The sequence below is a fragment of the Mycolicibacterium brisbanense genome (assembly GCF_001570425.1).
Classification (GTDB): domain Bacteria; phylum Actinomycetota; class Actinomycetes; order Mycobacteriales; family Mycobacteriaceae; genus Mycobacterium; species Mycobacterium brisbanense.
In genome coordinates this window covers 1-16715 of the sequence record NZ_BCSX01000043.1, presented here as the reverse complement: position 1 = coordinate 16715, position 16715 = coordinate 1, and the positions used below count along the sequence as shown (strand labels likewise).

13 protein-coding genes and 1 riboswitch are annotated in these 16715 nt (G+C 67.2%); of the genes, 9 read left to right on the top strand and 4 right to left on the bottom strand.

Going from position 1 to position 16715, the window contains the following annotated elements:
• Positions 1 to 41: 41 nt before the first annotated feature.
• Complete coding sequence (locus tag RMCB_RS24220; RefSeq protein WP_062830824.1) at positions 42 to 1253, bottom strand: FAD-dependent oxidoreductase; 1212 nt, start codon at positions 1251 to 1253, stop codon at positions 42 to 44.
• Positions 1254 to 1419: 166 nt separating this feature from the next.
• Between RMCB_RS24220 and speB the strand changes: the two genes are divergently transcribed.
• From speB to lpdA, 8 genes are all read left to right on the top strand, one after another.
• Positions 1420 to 2424 (top strand): agmatinase, encoded by a 1005-nt coding sequence (gene speB / locus RMCB_RS24215; protein WP_062830813.1) that lies wholly within the window; start codon positions 1420 to 1422, stop codon positions 2422 to 2424.
• A gap of 32 nt (positions 2425 to 2456) precedes the next feature.
• A riboswitch (glycine riboswitch) is annotated at positions 2457 to 2548 on the top strand.
• 236 nt (positions 2549 to 2784) lie between these two features.
• Positions 2785 to 5571 (top strand): aminomethyl-transferring glycine dehydrogenase, encoded by a 2787-nt coding sequence (gene gcvP / locus RMCB_RS24210; protein WP_234792225.1) that lies wholly within the window; start codon positions 2785 to 2787, stop codon positions 5569 to 5571.
• Between the two features lie 11 nt (positions 5572 to 5582).
• Positions 5583 to 6692 carry a glycine cleavage system aminomethyltransferase GcvT gene (gene gcvT / locus RMCB_RS24205; RefSeq protein WP_062830823.1) on the top strand — a complete coding sequence of 370 codons (1110 nt, stop codon included), beginning with the start codon at positions 5583 to 5585 and terminating at the stop codon, positions 6690 to 6692.
• 12 nt (positions 6693 to 6704) lie between these two features.
• Complete coding sequence (gene gcvH / locus RMCB_RS24200; RefSeq protein ID WP_029373929.1) at positions 6705 to 7103, top strand: glycine cleavage system protein GcvH; 399 nt, start codon at positions 6705 to 6707, stop codon at positions 7101 to 7103.
• Between the two features lie 2 nt (positions 7104 to 7105).
• Positions 7106 to 8374 (top strand): serine hydroxymethyltransferase, encoded by a 1269-nt coding sequence (gene glyA / locus RMCB_RS24195; RefSeq protein ID WP_062830811.1) that lies wholly within the window; start codon positions 7106 to 7108, stop codon positions 8372 to 8374.
• Complete coding sequence (locus RMCB_RS24190) at positions 8374 to 9753, top strand: L-serine ammonia-lyase (RefSeq protein WP_062830810.1); 1380 nt, start codon at positions 8374 to 8376, stop codon at positions 9751 to 9753. The genes glyA and RMCB_RS24190 overlap by 1 nt, the downstream gene beginning before the upstream one ends.
• Before the next feature lie 4 nt (positions 9754 to 9757).
• On the top strand, positions 9758 to 10711 hold the full coding sequence (gene lipA, locus RMCB_RS24185; RefSeq protein WP_062830809.1) for a lipoyl synthase: 954 nt from the start codon (positions 9758 to 9760) through the stop codon (positions 10709 to 10711).
• The gene (gene lpdA / locus RMCB_RS24180; RefSeq protein ID WP_062830808.1) at positions 10698 to 12065 is read left to right on the top strand and encodes a dihydrolipoyl dehydrogenase; all 1368 of its coding nucleotides are present in this window, start codon (positions 10698 to 10700) and stop codon (positions 12063 to 12065) included. The genes lipA and lpdA overlap by 14 nt, the downstream gene beginning before the upstream one ends.
• A 380-nt stretch (positions 12066 to 12445) precedes the next feature.
• Here the strand turns inward: lpdA and RMCB_RS24175 are convergent, their stop codons facing one another.
• From RMCB_RS24175 to RMCB_RS24165, 3 genes are read right to left on the bottom strand one after another with little or no spacing between them, the layout of a single operon-like run.
• Positions 12446 to 13219 carry a creatininase gene (locus RMCB_RS24175; protein ID WP_062830807.1) on the bottom strand — a complete coding sequence of 258 codons (774 nt, stop codon included), beginning with the start codon at positions 13217 to 13219 and terminating at the stop codon, positions 12446 to 12448.
• A gap of 18 nt (positions 13220 to 13237) precedes the next feature.
• Positions 13238 to 14032: an SDR family NAD(P)-dependent oxidoreductase gene (locus RMCB_RS24170; RefSeq protein ID WP_234792224.1), complete on the bottom strand. Its 795-nt coding sequence runs from the start codon at positions 14030 to 14032 to the stop codon at positions 13238 to 13240.
• A 19-nt stretch (positions 14033 to 14051) separates the two neighbouring features.
• Positions 14052 to 14969 (bottom strand): NAD-dependent epimerase/dehydratase family protein, encoded by a 918-nt coding sequence (locus tag RMCB_RS24165; RefSeq protein ID WP_062830806.1) that lies wholly within the window; start codon positions 14967 to 14969, stop codon positions 14052 to 14054.
• A 103-nt stretch (positions 14970 to 15072) separates the two neighbouring features.
• On the opposite strand from RMCB_RS24165, the gene RMCB_RS24160 reads away from it, so the two are divergent.
• Entirely contained in the window at positions 15073 to 16569 is a 1497-nt protein-coding gene (locus RMCB_RS24160; RefSeq protein ID WP_062830805.1) for a PucR family transcriptional regulator, read from the top strand.
• Positions 16570 to 16715: the final 146 nt, after the last annotated feature.

Below are 16715 nucleotides of genomic sequence, written 5' to 3'. Positions count from 1 at the left end.
CGGTGCGCCAGTGGGCGCAAACTCACACGGCGCGGCGTCGTTCAGCGGCGCCGGGCGATGGCCGGGACGTGTTCGGGGCGTACTCCGGTGCCGATGATGTAGCCCGGCACGGTAGCCAACCGGGGCAGCCGGTGCAGCAGGCTCCGCAGGGCAGGCGGCGGGATGATCTCCTTGCCCGCCATGGCCGGCGCCAGCACCTGCCGATGCACGATTCGCTGGAAGCCCTGGGTGACGACGGTGGGCACGGTGCGTTGGCGCTGCACCGCGGCCAAGTCGGCCTCGCTGACGCGGCGCTCACGTAGCGGCGCATGCAACAGCCGGGACGCCGCGGCAGCGTCCTGGATCGCGACGTTGACGCCGACGCCGCCGGCCGGGGACATGGCGTGTGCGGCATCGCCGATGCACAGCAGCCCGTCGCGATGCCAAGTGTGCAGACGGTTGAGCCGTACGTCGAGGAACTTGACGTCGTCCCACGAATTCAGCGAATCGACATCGGACTCCGGAATCAGCTCGGCGAGCTCACTTTTGAAGCGGTCCAGGCCGCGGGCCCGCAGCCCCGCGTCGCTACCTTTGGGAATCAGGTAGGCGATCTGGAAGTAGCCCCGCCGCGGGATCATGATCAGCGCCTTGCCGGGGGCGGTTCGCGGAATGAGCGAATAGTCGCCGTCGTTGGTGCGGGGCACGCGCAACCACCACACGTCGAACGGCACCGGGTACTCGCGGACCGACAGGCCGGATTCCCGGCGGGTGACCGACCAGCGGCCGTCGCAACCCACGGTGAGGTCCGCGCGCAGCTCGCCGGGGCCGTCCGGGCTCTCATAGCGGACACCGGTGATCCGGTCCCCGTCGCGCAGCAGTCCGGTGACCTCGGTCTGCATCCGCAGCGTGAAATGGGGTTCGGATTTGCCGGCGTCGGCCAGCAGGTCGAGAAAATCCCACTGCGGCACCATCGCGACATAGGGATGGGGTTGCCGCAGCCGCCGGAAGTCGACCATGGTGACGGCCCGTCCGTCGACGGTGAAGTCGCCCTTTTCGACCTTGCTGTAAGGGATTTCATCGAACTTCTGCAGCAGGCCCAGCTCGTCCAGCAGGCGCATGGTGCTGGGGTGCACGGTGTCGCCGCGGAAGTCCCGCAGGAAGTCGGCGTGCTTCTCCAACACCGTCACATCGACCCCGCATCGGGCCAGGATCAGGCCGAGCATCATGCCGGCCGGGCCGCCACCCACGATGGCGCACGTCGTGCTGTCGGTCACGACACTCAGCCAACCATGAAAACCGCCGTCACAGAACGACAGGGCGATTGTGCGATCGCTCAAAGACGGCGCCGGGGGTTTGGGCATTATCTGCTCGCCATCGGTGGCCGCGGGGGCAGATGCTGGCAGTCGAACAACCGGCGATCCGAAAGGCTGGAAACCACAGATGACCACGCGCAACGGCATCATCGGAGCTGTGCCCGCCACGCAGGTTCCGCGGTATGCGGGCAAGGGCACCTTTGCCAGGATCGCCGACATCCATGAGGTGTCCGATTACGACATCGCGATCCTCGGCGTGCCGTTCGACGGCGGTACCTCCTACCGCCCGGGTGCGCGGTTCGGTCCGCTCGCGGTGCGTACCGCGGCCCGCACGCTGCGCCCGGGGTATCACGTCGAACTGGGTGTCGCACCGCTCGAACACGTCCAGGTGGTGGACGCCGGCGACGTCGCGGTAACGCCGTACAACATCGACGAGGCGTGCCGGCAGATCCAGGACCATGCCTCCGACATCCTCGCCGGCGGCGATCGCCGCATCGTGTCCATCGGCGGTGACCACACCATCGCGCTGCCCAATCTTCGTGCGCTGCATGCCAAACACGGCCCCGTCGCACTCGTCCACTTCGACGCGCACCTGGATACCTGGGACACCTACTTCAACGCCCCGGTCACTCATGGCACCATTTTCCGGCGCGCGTTCGAGGAGGGTTTGCTCATCGAGGACCACTCGATCCACGTGGGCATCCGCGGTCCGATCTACGACCAGATGGACCTCGACGACGACGCCAGGATGGGTTTCAAGATCATTCGGGCCGGCGACCTCGACGTGATCGGCGTCGACGCGGCCGTGGACGTGCTTCGCCGCCGGGTCGCCGACGTCCCGGTGTACCTGTCCATCGACATCGACGTGCTGGACCCTGCGTTCGCCCCGGGCACCGGCACGCCCGAGATGGGTGGTCTGACCTCGCGTGAGCTGCTCAAGATGCTGCGAAAGATGACCGGCCTCAACATCGTCGGCGCCGACGTCGTCGAGGTGGCCCCGGCCTACGATCACGCCGAGATCACCTGCGTCGCGGCGGCCACGCTGGTCTTCGACATCGTCTCGCTCATGGTCGCCGGAGCCCGCACCAACTTGCCCGTCAACGGTGAGGTTGCCACAACCGCCCATCCATGACGTAGCATTCATCACACAACTGAAAACGTCGTTGACGCACTGTGGGAGAACCTCCGTTGTTCGGAGGCGCCGTAGGAGCAACTCCTCCCCGGGAATCTCTCAGGCCCAATACCGCAGTGTCGAGGCAACTCTGGAGAACAGCGGGATCCACGGATCCCGCTTACCGAAGGGGAACAGCGCGCCAGCGCTAAAACTCTCAGGTTTCAGGACAGAGCGGGGAGGTGTCACCACCCGATACGTCGCGTCACCGCGGCGCCCCGAAACCGGAGTCACCTCGTGCCTGAGCTTTCTGAAGTTGTCAACGGCGACAGTGTTTTTCGCGATCGCCATATCGGCCCCGACCGCACCGGCCAAGCCCGCATGCTCGACGTGCTCGGCTACCCGTCCGTCGACGCGTTGGTCGACGCGGCCGTCCCCGCCCAGATCCGCAGTACCGACGGGTTGCGGCTGCCCGCGGCGCGATCCGAGGAGCAGGTGCTCGACGCGCTGCGTGCGCTGGCCGACCGCAATCAGACGCGCGTGCAGATGATCGGTCTCGGCTACCACGACACCATCACTCCCGCCGTCCTGCGACGCAATATGTTGGAGTCGCCGGCCTGGTACACCGCATACACGCCGTACCAGCCGGAGATCTCCCAGGGCAGGCTCGAGGCGCTGCTGACCTTCCAGACCGTCATCGAGGACCTCACGGCACTGCCGGTGGCCGGCGCATCGCTGCTCGACGAGGCCACCGCGGTGATGGAGGCCGTGCTGCTGATGCGCCGGGCCAACAAGTCCTCGAAGTCCAATCGCGTTGTGCTGGATGCTGATTGCCTGCCCCAGACGCTGGCGGTGGTGCAGGGACGCGCCGAGGCGGTGGGCATCGAGGTGGTGGTCGCTGACCTGTCGCAGGCACTGCCCGACGGTGACGCTTTCGGTGTCGTCTTCCAATCGCCCGGCGCCAGCGGTGCCGTCCGCAACCATGCGCCGCTGATCGCCGCGGCCGCCGACCGCGGCATGCTCACCACGGTCGCGGCCGATCTGCTGTCCCTGACGCTGATCACGGCTCCCGGCGAGCAGGGCGCCGACATCGCCGTGGGCTCGGCGCAGCGGTTCGGTGTGCCGCTGTTCTTCGGCGGCCCGCACGCCGGGTACATGTCGGTGCGGTCGGGCCTGGAGCGCATGCTGCCGGGCCGGCTCGTCGGGGTATCCGTCGACGTGGACGGCAAGCCCGCCTACCGGCTCGCCCTGCAGACCCGCGAACAGCACATCCGCCGGGACAAGGCGACCAGCAACATCTGCACCGCGCAGGCACTGTTGGCCAACGTCGCCGCCATGTACGCGGCCTACCACGGTCCGGAAGGCTTGCGCGCCATCGCAACCCGCGTGCACGCCCATGCCGTCGCGCTCGCGGAGAGCCTGCGGTTCGCGGGCCGCGAGATCGTCCACGACCAGTTCTTCGACACCGTGACGGTGCGTATCCCCGGCGGGGCCCACGACATCGTCGCCGCCGCCGACCGCGCCGGAATCAACCTGCGTCTGGTCGACGCCGACCACGTCGGCATCTCCTGCGACGAGCGCACCACCGACGACATCGTGCGGCGCGTGCTCGACGTGTTCGGTGCCGTCCCCGTCACATCGGGGGATATCGTCGCGTTGCCCGCAGAGGTGCTCCGCACGTCGGATTACCTGACCCATCCGGTGTTTCACCGGCACCGCTCCGAGACCGCCATGTTGCGCTTCCTTCGGGAACTTTCGGACAAGGACCTTGCGCTGGACCGCACGATGATCCCGCTCGGCTCGTGCACCATGAAGCTCAACGCCGCTGCCGAGATGGAGCCGATCAGCTGGCCCGGATTCGCCGGCATCCACCCGTATGCCCCGGCCACGCAGACGGCCGGGTACCGCGAGCTGATCGGCAATCTCGAGGACTGGCTGGCCGAGATCACCGGCTATGACCGGGTTTCATTGCAGCCCAACGCCGGATCGCAGGGTGAGCTTGCCGGTCTGCTGGCCATCAACGCCTACCACCGGTCGCGCGGTGACGTCGAACGCGATGTATGCCTCATCCCGCAATCCGCGCACGGCACCAACGCGGCATCAGCTGTGTTGGCCGGCATGCGCGTGGTGGTGGTGAAGACGGCGCCCAACGGCAACATCGATGTCGACGATTTGCAGGCCAAGCTCTCCGACCACGACGGACGCGTGGCGGCCATCATGCTGACCTACCCGTCCACCCACGGTGTGTACGAGACCGAGGTGCGCACCGTGTGCGATCTCGTGCACAGCGCGGGCGGCCAGGTGTACGTCGACGGGGCCAATCTGAATGCCCTTGTCGGCCTGGCCAAACCGGGTGAGTTCGGCGGCGATGTCTCACACCTGAACCTGCACAAGACATTCTGCATCCCACACGGTGGCGGCGGCCCAGGTGTCGGTCCGGTCGCTGTGCGGGCGCACCTGGCGCCGTTCCTGCCGGGCGATCCGATGAACGCCGAGGGCCCGGCGCCGGTGTCGGCCGCCAATTACGGCTCGGCGGGCATCCTCCCGATCACCTGGGCCTATCTGGCGCTGATGGGACCCGACGGGCTGACCGCCGCAACGAAGACCGCGGTGCTGGCCGCCAACTATCTGGCCGCGTCGCTGGCCGACCGGTACCCGGTGCTCTACACCGGGGAGTCCGGGTTGGTCGCGCACGAGTGCATCCTGGACCTGCGGGAGATCACCAAACGCACCGGGGTGACGGCCGAGGACGTCGCAAAGCGGTTGATCGACTACGGTTTTCACGCGCCGACCCTGTCCTTCCCGGTCAACGGCACCCTGATGGTGGAGCCCACCGAATCGGAGGATCTGGCCGAGCTGGACCGGTTCATCGCGGCCATGGTCGGCATCCACGACGAGATCAGCCGCGTCGACTCGGGGGAGTGGGCGCTGGAGCAGAGCCCGCTGCGGCAGGCGCCGCACACCGCCGAGCAGGTCACCGATGCCGAGTGGACCCTGCCCTACAGCAGGCAGTACGCGGCATATCCGGTGGCCTCGTTGCGGCGGGCCAAGTATTGGCCGCCGGTCCGCCGCATCGACGGCGTGCACGGTGATCGCAACCTCGCCTGCTCGTGCCCAGCACCCGAGGCGTTCCAGACCGAACCGACCCTTCAGGAGGCCTTTGCATGAGCGAGAACAGCATGACCGTCGACCGCACTCCGGCTTCGCCATTGATCGACGAACACCGGGAACTGGGCGCCAGTTTCACCGACTTCGCGGGTTGGGCGATGCCGCTGAAGTACGGCAGTGAACTGGCCGAGCACCGGGCGGTGCGCGAAACCGCGGGGCTGTTCGACCTGTCCCACATGGGTGAGATCTCCATCACGGGGCCGCAATCCGCGGCAGCGCTGGATTTCGCGCTGGTCGGTGAGGCCTCCAAGATCGCCGTCGGACGCGCCAAGTACTCACTGATGTGCGACACCGACGGCGGGGTCATCGACGATCTGGTGGTGTACCGGCTCTCCGACGAGCACTTCCTGGTCGTCGCCAACGCGGCGAACGCTCCGACGGTCGCGGACGAACTGCGCAGCCGGACCGGCGGATTCGACGCCAAGGTGGACGACCAGTCGCTCGACACGGCGCTGATCGCCGTGCAGGGGCCTGCGTCCGAAGCCATTGTGAGTTCGCTTGTGTCCGACGGTCAGACGGTGCGAGATCTCAAGTACTACGCGGCGACCGAGGCTCGCGTGGGTGGCATCGACGTGCTGCTGGCCCGCACCGGGTACACCGGGGAGGACGGCTTCGAACTCTATGTGCCCAACGCGCACGCGGTGGACCTGTGGCGGTCGCTGCTGGCGGCCACCACTGCCGCCGGCGGGTCCCCCGCGGGCCTGGCGTGCCGCGACACCCTGCGGCTGGAGGCCGGTATGGCTCTCTATGGGCACGAACTCGACAAGGCCACCAACCCGTATGAGGCGGGACTCGGCAAGGTCGTTCGGCTGACCAAGGATTTCGTGGGACGCGATGCGCTGCAGCGGCTTTCCGAACTGCCCGTACAGCGGGTGCTGGTCGGGCTGAAGGGTTCGACGCGGCGCGCGGCCCGCGCCGGCTACACCGTTCACCACGGACCTGATGGAGCCGCCGTCGGAACCGTCACCTCGGGCGCACTGTCGCCCACACTCGGCTACCCGATCGCCCTGGCCTACCTGGATGCGTCGCTGGCAGAACCGGGAACGGTCCTGCACGTCGACATTCGCGGCAACAAAGAGCAGTTCGAAGTCACCCCGGCGCCGTTCTACCGCCGCAACTGAAAAGGATTGAGCATGGCAGACATCACGATTCCGGACGATCGCAGCTACACCGAGGAACACGAATGGGTGCTGATCGCGCCCGGCGCCGCATTACCCGACGTTCCGGTGCGCGTCGGCATCACCTCGGTCGCCGCGGCGGCGCTGGGTGATCTGGTGTTCCTCGACCTGCCTGAGGTCGGGGCCACCATCACCGCGGGCGAGACCTGTGGTGAGGTGGAATCCACCAAGACCGTGTCCGAGCTGTACCCACCGGTCAGCGGCACCGTCACCGCGGTCAACACGGCCGCTGTCGACGATCCCGCCCTGGTTACGTCCGACCCCTACGGCGAGGGCTGGCTTTTCGAGGTGCAGCCGACCGCAGCGGGAACGCTGCTGACCGCCGCCGAATACGCAGCGAAGAGCGAGGCGTAGTCATGACTGTGCTCGATCAGGATCTCGCCGCGTTCGACCCCGAGATCGCCTCGGCCATCGGCGACGAACTGAACCGCCAGCGGCTCGGCCTGGAGATGATCGCCTCGGAGAACCATGCGCCGCTCGCGGTCATGCAGGCCCAGGGCTCGGTGCTGACCAACAAGTATGCCGAAGGCTATCCGGGTCGCCGCTACTACGGTGGCTGCGAACACGTCGACGTCATCGAACGGCTCGCCATCGACCGGGTGAAGGGCATCTTCGGCGCCGAATTCGCCAATGTGCAGCCACATTCGGGTGCGCAGGCCAATGCCGCGGTGATGCATGCGCTCATCGCACCCGGTTACACTATCCTCGGTTTGTCCCTGGACTGCGGGGGCCACCTGACCCACGGCATGCGGTTGAACTTCTCCGGCAAGCTGTACAACGTCGCCGCGTACGGGGTGTCCAAGGAGGACTACCTCATCGACATGGACGCTGTTGCCGACGCGGCGCGAGAGCACAAGCCGCAGTTGATCATCGCCGGATGGTCGGCCTACCCACGGCAACTCGACTTCGCGCGGTTCCGTGAGATCGCCGACGAGGTGGGCGCCTACCTGATGGTCGACATGGCCCACTTCGCCGGCCTGGTCGCCGCCGGCTTGCATCCCTCACCGGTCCCGCACGCCCACGTCGTCACCTCCACGACCCACAAGACCCTGGGCGGTCCCCGCGGCGGCGTCATCCTCACCAACGAGGCCGACATCGCCAAGAAGATCAACTCGGCGGTGTTCCCCGGCCAGCAGGGTGGACCGCTCGAGCACGTCATCGCCGCCAAGGCCGTCGGATTCAAGATGGCCGCGCTGCCGGAGTTCGCCGAGCGTCAGCGACGCGTGCTGCGCGGTGCGCAGATCCTGGCCGAGCGGCTGAATCAGCCCGACGCCCAGGCCGCCGGAATCACGGTGCTGACCGGCGGAACCGATGTGCATCTGGTGCTGGTGGATCTGCGCAACGCCGCCATCGACGGGCAGCAGGCCGAGGACCGGCTCGACGCCGTCGGCATCACCGTGAACCGCAACGCCGTGCCGTTCGACCCCCGCCCGCCGATGGTGACGTCCGGGCTGCGCATCGGCACCCCGGCACTGGCCGCCCGCGGATTCGGTGACGAGGAGTTCGCGAAGGTCGCCGACATCATCGTCCGCGCTCTGATCGCCGCTCCCGGCGCCGATACCGATGACCTTGCGGCGCAGGTGCGCTCGCTGGCCGAACAGTTCCCGCTCTACCCGGAGCTGTAATGGCCATCAGTGTGTTCGACCTGTTCTCGGTCGGCATCGGCCCGTCGAGTTCGCACACCGTCGGGCCGATGCGGGCCGCAGGCAGGTTCGTCGACGAGCTCGTCGCGCGCGGCCTACTCGACGAGGTCGCCGATGTCCGCGTCGACCTGTTCGGCTCGCTGGCCGCAACCGGTGCCGGGCATGGCACCATGCCGGCGATCCTGCTGGGCCTGGAAGGATACCGGCCCGAGACCATCGAGACCGATGACATGGAACGACGGCTCGCGGCCATCCGGGTCGAGGGCAAGATCCAGCTCGCCGGACGGATTCTGTTGGCGCTCACCGAGTCTGACATGGTGCTGCATCCGTTGACGCAGCGTGGGCATCACCCGAACGCCATGACGGTGACCGCCGTCGCCGCCGGCGGTGAGGAGGTGTACCACGAGACGTACTTCTCCATCGGCGGCGGATTCGTCGTCACCGAAGCGGAGGCGACGCACCGGGAGACCGGCGAACCGGTGGGCGACAGTGGCTTCCGGTCGGCGGCCGACCTGTTGGCGGTGACCGAACGCGATCGGATCGCGGTGAGCCAGGCGATGATGCGGCTCGAATGCGCGACCCGCACCGAAACAGAGGTGCGAGAGCGGCTGCTGCACATCCGCGATGTCATGGTCGCCTGCCAGACCAAAGGTATGTCCCGCGACGGTTACCTGCCCGGCAACCTGCGGGTGCGGCGACGCGCGCACGACTGGTTCGTGCGGCTGGCCGCCGAAGACCCGCAACGTGATCCGGCATTCGCCGAGGACTGGGTGAACCTGGTGGCGTTGGCGGTCAACGAGGAGAACGCCTCCGGCGGACGCATCGTGACCGCACCGACCAACGGTGCCGCGGGCATCATCCCGGCCGTCCTGTACTACGCGCTGCACTACACGCGCGCAGGGCTCACCGATCCGGATGCCGCGACCATCCGCTTCCTGCTCACGGCCGGGGCGATCGGCTCGCTGTACAAGGAGCGGGCCTCGATCTCAGGTGCCGAGGTCGGTTGCCAGGGCGAGGTGGGGTCTGCGGCGTCGATGGCTGCCGGTGCGCTCGCCGAAATCCTCGGGGGCACACCGCAGCAGGTCGAGAACGCCGCCGAGATCGCGATGGAGCACAGCCTCGGCCTCACGTGCGATCCCATCGGCGGGCTCGTCCAGATCCCGTGCATTGAGCGCAATGCGATCTCGGCAGGCAAGGCCATCAACGCGGCACGCATGGCGCTGCGTGGGGACGGCACCCACCGGGTCAGCCTCGACGAGGTCATCGACACCATGTGGGCCACGGGGATGGACATGAGTGCCAAGTACAAAGAGACCTCGACCGGTGGGCTCGCCGTCGCGGTCAATGTCGTCGAGTGCTGATGCCATGACCGTCACCCCAGAAGGCCGCCGCTTGCTGCGGCTGGAGGTCCGCAATGCGCAGACTCCCGTGGAACGCAAGCCGTCGTGGATGAAGACACAGCTACGGACCGGGCCGGAGTATCGCGAACTGTCGGCCCTCGTGCAGCGCAACGATCTGCACACCGTATGCCAGGAAGCGGGCTGCCCCAACATCTTCGAATGCTGGGAAGCGCGCGAGGCGACATTCCTGATCGGCGGCGATCAGTGCACGCGGCGGTGCGACTTCTGCCAGATCGCCACCGGGCGCCCGGAACCACTGGACCGCGACGAACCACGACGCGTCGCCGAATCGGTGGCGCAGATGCAGCTGCGCTACGCGACCGTCACCGGGGTGGCGCGCGACGACCTGCCCGACGGCGGCGCCTGGCTGTACGCCGAGACCGTCCAGCAGATCCACGGGGTCTGCCCGGGCACCGGCGTCGAACTGTTGATCCCCGACTTCACCGGGACGCCCGCGCAGCTCGACGAGGTGTTCGACGCCGCCCCGGAAGTATTGGCGCACAACCTCGAAACCGTGCCACGCATCTTCCGCCGCATCCGGCCGGGCTTCGGCTACGCCCGCTCGCTCGCAGTGCTGTCACGTGCGCGCGAGCACGGCCTCATCACCAAGTCGAACCTGATCCTCGGCATGGGGGAGACCACCGAGGAGATCGTGCAGGCCCTGCGGGATCTGCACGCCGCCGGCTGCCAATTGATCACCATCACGCAGTACCTGCGGCCCACGCCGCGGCATCACCCCATCGAACGGTGGGTCACGCCAGACGAATTCGCCGAACTCGGCGCAGTCGCGCGTGACATCGGCTTCCTCGGTGTGATGTCAGGACCGTTGGTGCGCTCGTCCTATCGGGCCGGAACTCTCTACAACGAGGCGCGCGCCGCCATTGCACACCACGAAGGAGCCTTACATGAATACAGCTGATGTCGTCATCCTCGGCGGAGGCCCGGGTGGTTACGCCGCGGCGATCCGCTCGGCGCAACTCGGGCAATCGGTCATCCTGATCGACGAGGCTCAGGTGGGCGGCACCTGCCTGCACCGCGGCTGCATCCCGACCAAGGCGCTGCTCCACGCCGCCGAGGTCGCCGACAATGCCCGCACGGCAACCCAATTCGGCGTCAACGCGACCTTCGAGGGCGTCGACCCCGAGAAACTGCACGGCTTCAAGAACACCGTTGTGTCGCGCCTGTACAAAGGCTTGTCAGGGTTGATCGAGGGCCTCGGGATCACCGTCGTCAACGGTCGTGGCACGCTCACCGGGCCGAGGTCGGTCGACGTCGACGGCACCACCGTCACCGGACGCACGATCGTGCTCGCCACCGGATCGGCACCGAAGGTGCCCGGCGCCATCGCGACCTCTGACCGCGTGCTGACCAGCGATCAGGCCCTGGAGCTCGCCACCATCCCCGATACGGCGATTATTCTCGGCGGTGGCGTGATCGGTGTCGAATTCGCCAGTCTCTGGGCCTCGTTCGGCACCAAGGTGACCATCGTCGAAGCACTGCCCCGGCTGGTGCCCAACGAAGACGCCGCCATCTCCACATACCTGGAGCGGTTGTTCCGTCGCCGCCGCATCACCGCCAAGACCGGTACGCGGGTCACGGAGGTGACTTCCGATGAGAACGCCGTGCAGGTCACCCTGGAATCCGGTGATGTGCTCAGTGCCGACGTGCTCCTGGTCGCGGTCGGCCGCGCCCCCCGTACCGAGGGCCTCGGCCTGGCCGAGAACGGCGTGACGGTCGAAGGCGGGTTCGTGGTGACCGACGAATCGTTGCGCACCAGCGTGCCGAGCATCTACGCCATCGGTGACATCGTCGGCGGACTACAGTTGGCACACCGCGCATTTCAGCACGGCATTTTCGTCGCCGAACGGATCGCGGGCCGCGAGGCGGAGTTGGTCGCCGACGCAGGCATACCTCGAGTCACCTATTGTCACCCCGAGATCGCATCGGTCGGCCTCACTGAGGAGGCGGCGCGTGAGCAGTACGGCGATGGCGTGGAAACTGTCACCTACGACCTGGCCGGCAACGGGCGCAGCCAGATCCTCAAGGCCTCGGGTGCGGTCAAGCTCGTGGTCGATCCGGCCGGGGCAGTGGTGGGTGTGCACATGATCGGAGCCGGGGTATCCGAGCTGATCGGCGAGGCCCAGCTGCTCTACAACCTGGGCGTGAAGGCCGACGAGGCAGCCCGGTTCGTTCATGCTCACCCGACCCAGAACGAGGCGTTGGGTGAGGCCCTGATGGCCGTATCCGGTGCGCCGCTGCACTTGCACGGGTAGGCCTGGCCCCGCGCACCCAGCACCGCGAGCGTGCGTGTCTGTTACCCAACACGCCGTGTCAGGGCAGCATTTCGCGCACGCTCGCTGTGTCGTTGGTTGGTGGTGAGCTTCGCCGTTGACCGCGTCCGACGCCGGTCGTCGACGACGCAGATGACGTGCCGCGCATGAACTCCACACCGGCCGATATGCGTGACATCGTGACGTGCGTGGACGTCGGGGTCCACGCTCACTCATCGAAAGCCCCGGCGCGAGCACGGATTGCTCGCTACCCATCGTGTGGCAACCGACTGCCTAAGCACCGCGAGCGTGCGCGAAATGCCGACCGCGAGCGGCGTGTCGAGGGACAGACACGCACGCTCGCGGTGCAAGGTGCAAGGGGATCAGCGGCGGTCGCCGAACTCCTCGTCGAGGATGGCCACGAGGCGGTCGACCATCCACTCGGTGAGCATCTTGCCTTTCTCGGCAGAGGCCGCCTCGGGGGATGACAGCGTGCCGGTGGTGGTGGACATGCGGGTGTCGATGGGCAGCACATCGTGGTTGACCACTCGCTGCGGGGCGTCGGCCTTGATGTGCTCGGCGTGCACCAGATGGGGTGCGTGGTGTAGCAGCAGCGAGGTCTCGATCACGGCGGCATGCTCGAGCGCGAGCCCCGGGAAACCGTCGGGCCAGATGGCTTGTTGGCGGTCCGGTGTGAAGTCGGGGTTGGCGTCCTCCATCACGAGGATCTTCAGTTCGGGATGCTTCTCGGAGATCAGAAACGCGGGCTCATAGATGAATCCGCTGTTTTCGTAGTGCCAGTTGTACAGCACGATGTTGCGGAACCCGGCCCGCTTGAGCTCACTGAGGATGTCCTCGAGCAGCGCGATATAGGTGGTCGCCCGCAGCGACAGGGTGCCCGGAATATGTTGTCCGCCACCGCTGCCCGGCCTGCTGCGGTAACCGAACGGGACGAACTGCCCGACGACCAGGTCGGTCCGGCGGCTGGCTTCCTCCAGCAGCTTCTCGGGGATCAGCCAGTCGGTGCAGACCGGCAGGTGGTGGCCGTGCTGCTCGGTCGAGCCGATGGGGATGGCGACGGGGATGTCGGCGCGCGCCGCCTCGGCGATCTCCGGCCAGGTCATCTCCCGGTACAGTCGAGGCTTTTGTTCAGTCATGTCGTAACTCCTTGTTGCTCAATCAGAGACGCCGATGTTGCCGGCGGGTATGCAGGTGGACCGGCCACCGTCGACCACGAGATGCGTGCCCACCGCGTAACTGGCCCGGTCGGACAGCAGGAACACCACAGCTTCGGCGATCTCCTGTGGTTCGCCGAACCGTCCGGCGGCGACGCTGGCCGAGATCTCGGCGATCTCGGCCTCGGGATCGTCGCTGTCGGCGAATTCGACCATGAGCAGCGGAGTTCTTGTGGTGCCAGGGCACACCGAGTTCACCCGAATGCCCCAGGTCACCAATTCCGCTGCGGCACTGCGGGTCATCGCGACGATGGCACCCTTGGTCGCCGTGTAGGCGACGAAGCCCGGCTGGCCCATGAGGGCCAGTTCAGAGCCGGTGTTGACGATCGAGCCGCGGCGGCGGGGCTGCATGACACGTGCAGCCTCGCGCAGCACGTAGAACGATCCGGCAAGGTTGATCGCCACCAGATCGTCGAAATCCTTGTCGGTGGTGTCGACTAGCGGTGCGACGCGGGAGATTCCGGCATTGTTGAGCACCGCGTCAATGGGGCCGAGCTCGGCTTCGGCCCGCTCGAATGCTGCCCGCACCGCGGCGGAGTCCCGGACGTCGACGCTGATCGCCAGGGCGCGCCGGCCGTGCTCGCTCACCAGCCGCACGGCCTCGGACAGATCGTCCTCGGGCCGCGCCAGGACGGCCACGTCGGCACCTTCACGGGCCAGCGTCGCGGCGGTGGCGAGCCCTATTCCCGATGAGGCGCCGGTGACCAGCGCAATACGGTTCGTCATCTCGCCCATGTGCTGCAATACCTTTCGTTCAGATGTTCTCGGTGGCCCGAATCCACTCGATCTGTTTCTCCAGGCCCTTCTCCAGCGGCCATTGCGGTACGTAGCCGAGGTCGCGTTCGGACCGGCTGAGATCGAACTGGACCTGCCGGTCCCAGTCGGGGAGATAACCGGGACCGATGTCGAACTTGGCTTGCGGCAGGAATTTCGCGAGCAGTTCGGCGGTCTCGAACACGGTCATCCGGTCCCCGCCGGACACGAAATAGGCCTGTTGAGTGAGGTTTTCGGTGGTGGAGGCGAGCCGGGCGGCCGTCGCGACGTCGTCGACGTAGACGAACTGGAAGCCATGGTCACCGCCGGATTCGAGGATGAAGGGCTCGCCACGCAGGCCGGCCCGGATCATGTCGCCGAGCAGGCTGGGCATCCACAGCCCGGGTCCGTACACCTCGGTGATGCGCAGGGAGACGATTTCCATCTCGTAGAGCGAGTTGTACGCGCTGCCGAGCAGTTCACCTGCCACCTTGGTGACGCCGTAGACGGTGGTGGGGGCAGGTTTCACGTCCTCGCTGACGGGCCCCGGCTCGGCGATGTTGCCGAGTGCGCATTCCGACGAGAAGAACACGACGCGGCGCACACCTGTCATGCGGGCAGCCTCGTAAACCGCAAGCGTGCCATCGGCATTGGCGGCGAACGTGGTGACCGGCAGTTCGATCGACAGTGCCGGATGGCTCTGCCCGGCGGTGTGGATGATGCGGTCGACGCCATAGGTGGTGAGGGTGTCGGTCAGCCGCGGGATGTCGAACAGTTCACCGAGGACCGCGACTACTCCGTCGCGAGGGTCGACGGAGTAGTCGCGGTTGTACATGATGACGCGCTCACCGTCGGCAAGCAGTTGGTCCACGAGATGACGACCGACGAAGCCGCGGCCGCCGGTGACGAGTGTGGTCATGAGTGCTCCTCGCTGTTGTGTGGACCAGAGTGCCCTGCGGGTCAGTCGACGGCAACGGACGAAACGTCATACATTTGGGCGTAAGTGTGGGTCATACTGTCGTATGACCTTGACTGTCGGCGACGTGCTTGCCCACCCGTCGCTGCGGTCGGCGAACCCGACGGTGCTCAGCGGCCGCGAGAACCTGGCCCACACCGTGCGGTGGGTGCACTCCACCGATCTGTACGACATCGCGGATCTGCTGCGCGGTGACGAGGTGCTGCTGACCAACGGTGTCGGTCTGGTCGGTGTCGACGAGGTCGGCCGCAGGCTCTACATCCGGCGGTTGGCCGAGCGTGGAGTGGCGGGCTTGTTCTTCGAGGTCGGCAGAACATTCGCGCAGGTGCCGCCGGAAATGGTGGACGAGGCGCAGCCGCTCGGATTCCCGGTGGTCGAGTTGGCCCCGACATTGCGGTTCACCGAGGTCGCCGAGGCGGTCAACAGCGAACTGATCGACCGGTCGGTGTCGCGGTTGCGCTATGCCGACGAGACGTCACGGGCGTTGTCTGAAGCGCTCGCCCGCGGCGCGACCCTGGATGAACTCATCGACCAGGTCGCGGCCATGCTCGGGACGTCGGCGCGGCTCAGCGATTACGCGGGACGCGTGATGGTCACCGCCGGTGCTGTCGACGGCAACGACGCGACGCGCGCGGAGGTGCCCGTCATGGTCGACGGCACGGCATGGGGAAGGCTGTCTGTGGACCCGTCGGGTGTGCCCGAATTGCTATGCGCCGCAGTGCTCGAGCGCGCGCCGACCGTGCTGGGCCTGTGTCTGATGCGTGAAGGAATCGCGGGCACCCTGCGGGCGCAACAGCTGGTGCTCGATCACCTGGTGGCCAATCAGGCCGGCGATCACGGTGCGCTCGAAACCCGGCTGCGGGCCGCGGGTATCGCGACGTCGGGCCAGCGCTACGCGTGTGTGGCCGTCGACCCGGAGGGCGCCGACTCCGTTGCCATGGTCGCCGACACCCTGATGCGCCACGTGGGGCCCGGCATCTTCGGGCTGGTCGACGGCCTGCTGTGCGGCGTGCTCACGGTGTCGGCATCGGAGCCGCGCACCGACGTCGCCGCCGCGGTGCAGGTCGCGACGCGTGCCCTGCGATTGTCGCGAAACCGGTTGTGCGTCACCGTCAGTCGCGTGGTCGATGACATCGACACGTTGTCGCGGGCGATGGCCGAGGCCCGTGAGACGCTGCGCCTCGGCCAGGATCTCGGCGTGACGGGCCCGGCGCTCGGGGTGCGGGCGCTCGCACTGGAACGGCTCTTGGCCGGCCATGGCGACGGCGATGCGTTGCGGTCGTTCGTCGACGACCAGATCGGCGCGCTGGAACGCGCCGACGCTGCCAAGGGCGGACAGCTGATGCGGACTTTGGAAGTGCTGATCGAATGTGGAGGAGCCAAGGCCGAGGCGGCCAAACTGCTGCACATCCGCAGGCAGTCGCTGTACTACCGGCTGGATCAGATCGCCCGCCTGCTCGACGTGAACCTCGACCAGCCCGGCCAGCTGACGACGCTCGCCGTCGCCGTCGCGGCCAGACGGATGCGCAACGCGGTGCGGTAACCCTCTCCGCCGAGCAGACGTGGCGGTACCCGAAATGCGGGGTGGTTTCTAGGGGTCGTCGCAATGCTGCTGGTTATTGGGTTTGTAGTAGATCACGTAGTCGTTCGGCTGGGGTGTTCCAGTCGAGGGTTTTGCGGGGGCGGCCG

Coding starts and splice junctions, on each gene's coding strand:
- speB (WP_062830813.1), top strand. CDS start 1,420: ATGACCACGCGCAACGGCATCATCGGAGCTGTGCCCGCCACGCAGGTT.
- gcvP (WP_234792225.1), top strand. CDS start 2,785: ATGCTCGACGTGCTCGGCTACCCGTCCGTCGACGCGTTGGTCGACGCG.
- gcvT (WP_062830823.1), top strand. CDS start 5,583: ATGACCGTCGACCGCACTCCGGCTTCGCCATTGATCGACGAACACCGG.
- gcvH (WP_029373929.1), top strand. CDS start 6,705: ATGGCAGACATCACGATTCCGGACGATCGCAGCTACACCGAGGAACAC.
- glyA (WP_062830811.1), top strand. CDS start 7,106: ATGACTGTGCTCGATCAGGATCTCGCCGCGTTCGACCCCGAGATCGCC.
- RMCB_RS24190 (WP_062830810.1), top strand. CDS start 8,374: ATGGCCATCAGTGTGTTCGACCTGTTCTCGGTCGGCATCGGCCCGTCG.
- lipA (WP_062830809.1), top strand. CDS start 9,758: ATGACCGTCACCCCAGAAGGCCGCCGCTTGCTGCGGCTGGAGGTCCGC.
- lpdA (WP_062830808.1), top strand. CDS start 10,698: ATGAATACAGCTGATGTCGTCATCCTCGGCGGAGGCCCGGGTGGTTAC.
- RMCB_RS24175 (WP_062830807.1), bottom strand. CDS start 13,219: ATGACTGAACAAAAGCCTCGACTGTACCGGGAGATGACCTGGCCGGAG.
- RMCB_RS24170 (WP_234792224.1), bottom strand. CDS start 14,032: ATGGGCGAGATGACGAACCGTATTGCGCTGGTCACCGGCGCCTCATCG.
- RMCB_RS24165 (WP_062830806.1), bottom strand. CDS start 14,969: ATGACCACACTCGTCACCGGCGGCCGCGGCTTCGTCGGTCGTCATCTC.
- RMCB_RS24160 (WP_062830805.1), top strand. CDS start 15,073: ATGACCTTGACTGTCGGCGACGTGCTTGCCCACCCGTCGCTGCGGTCG.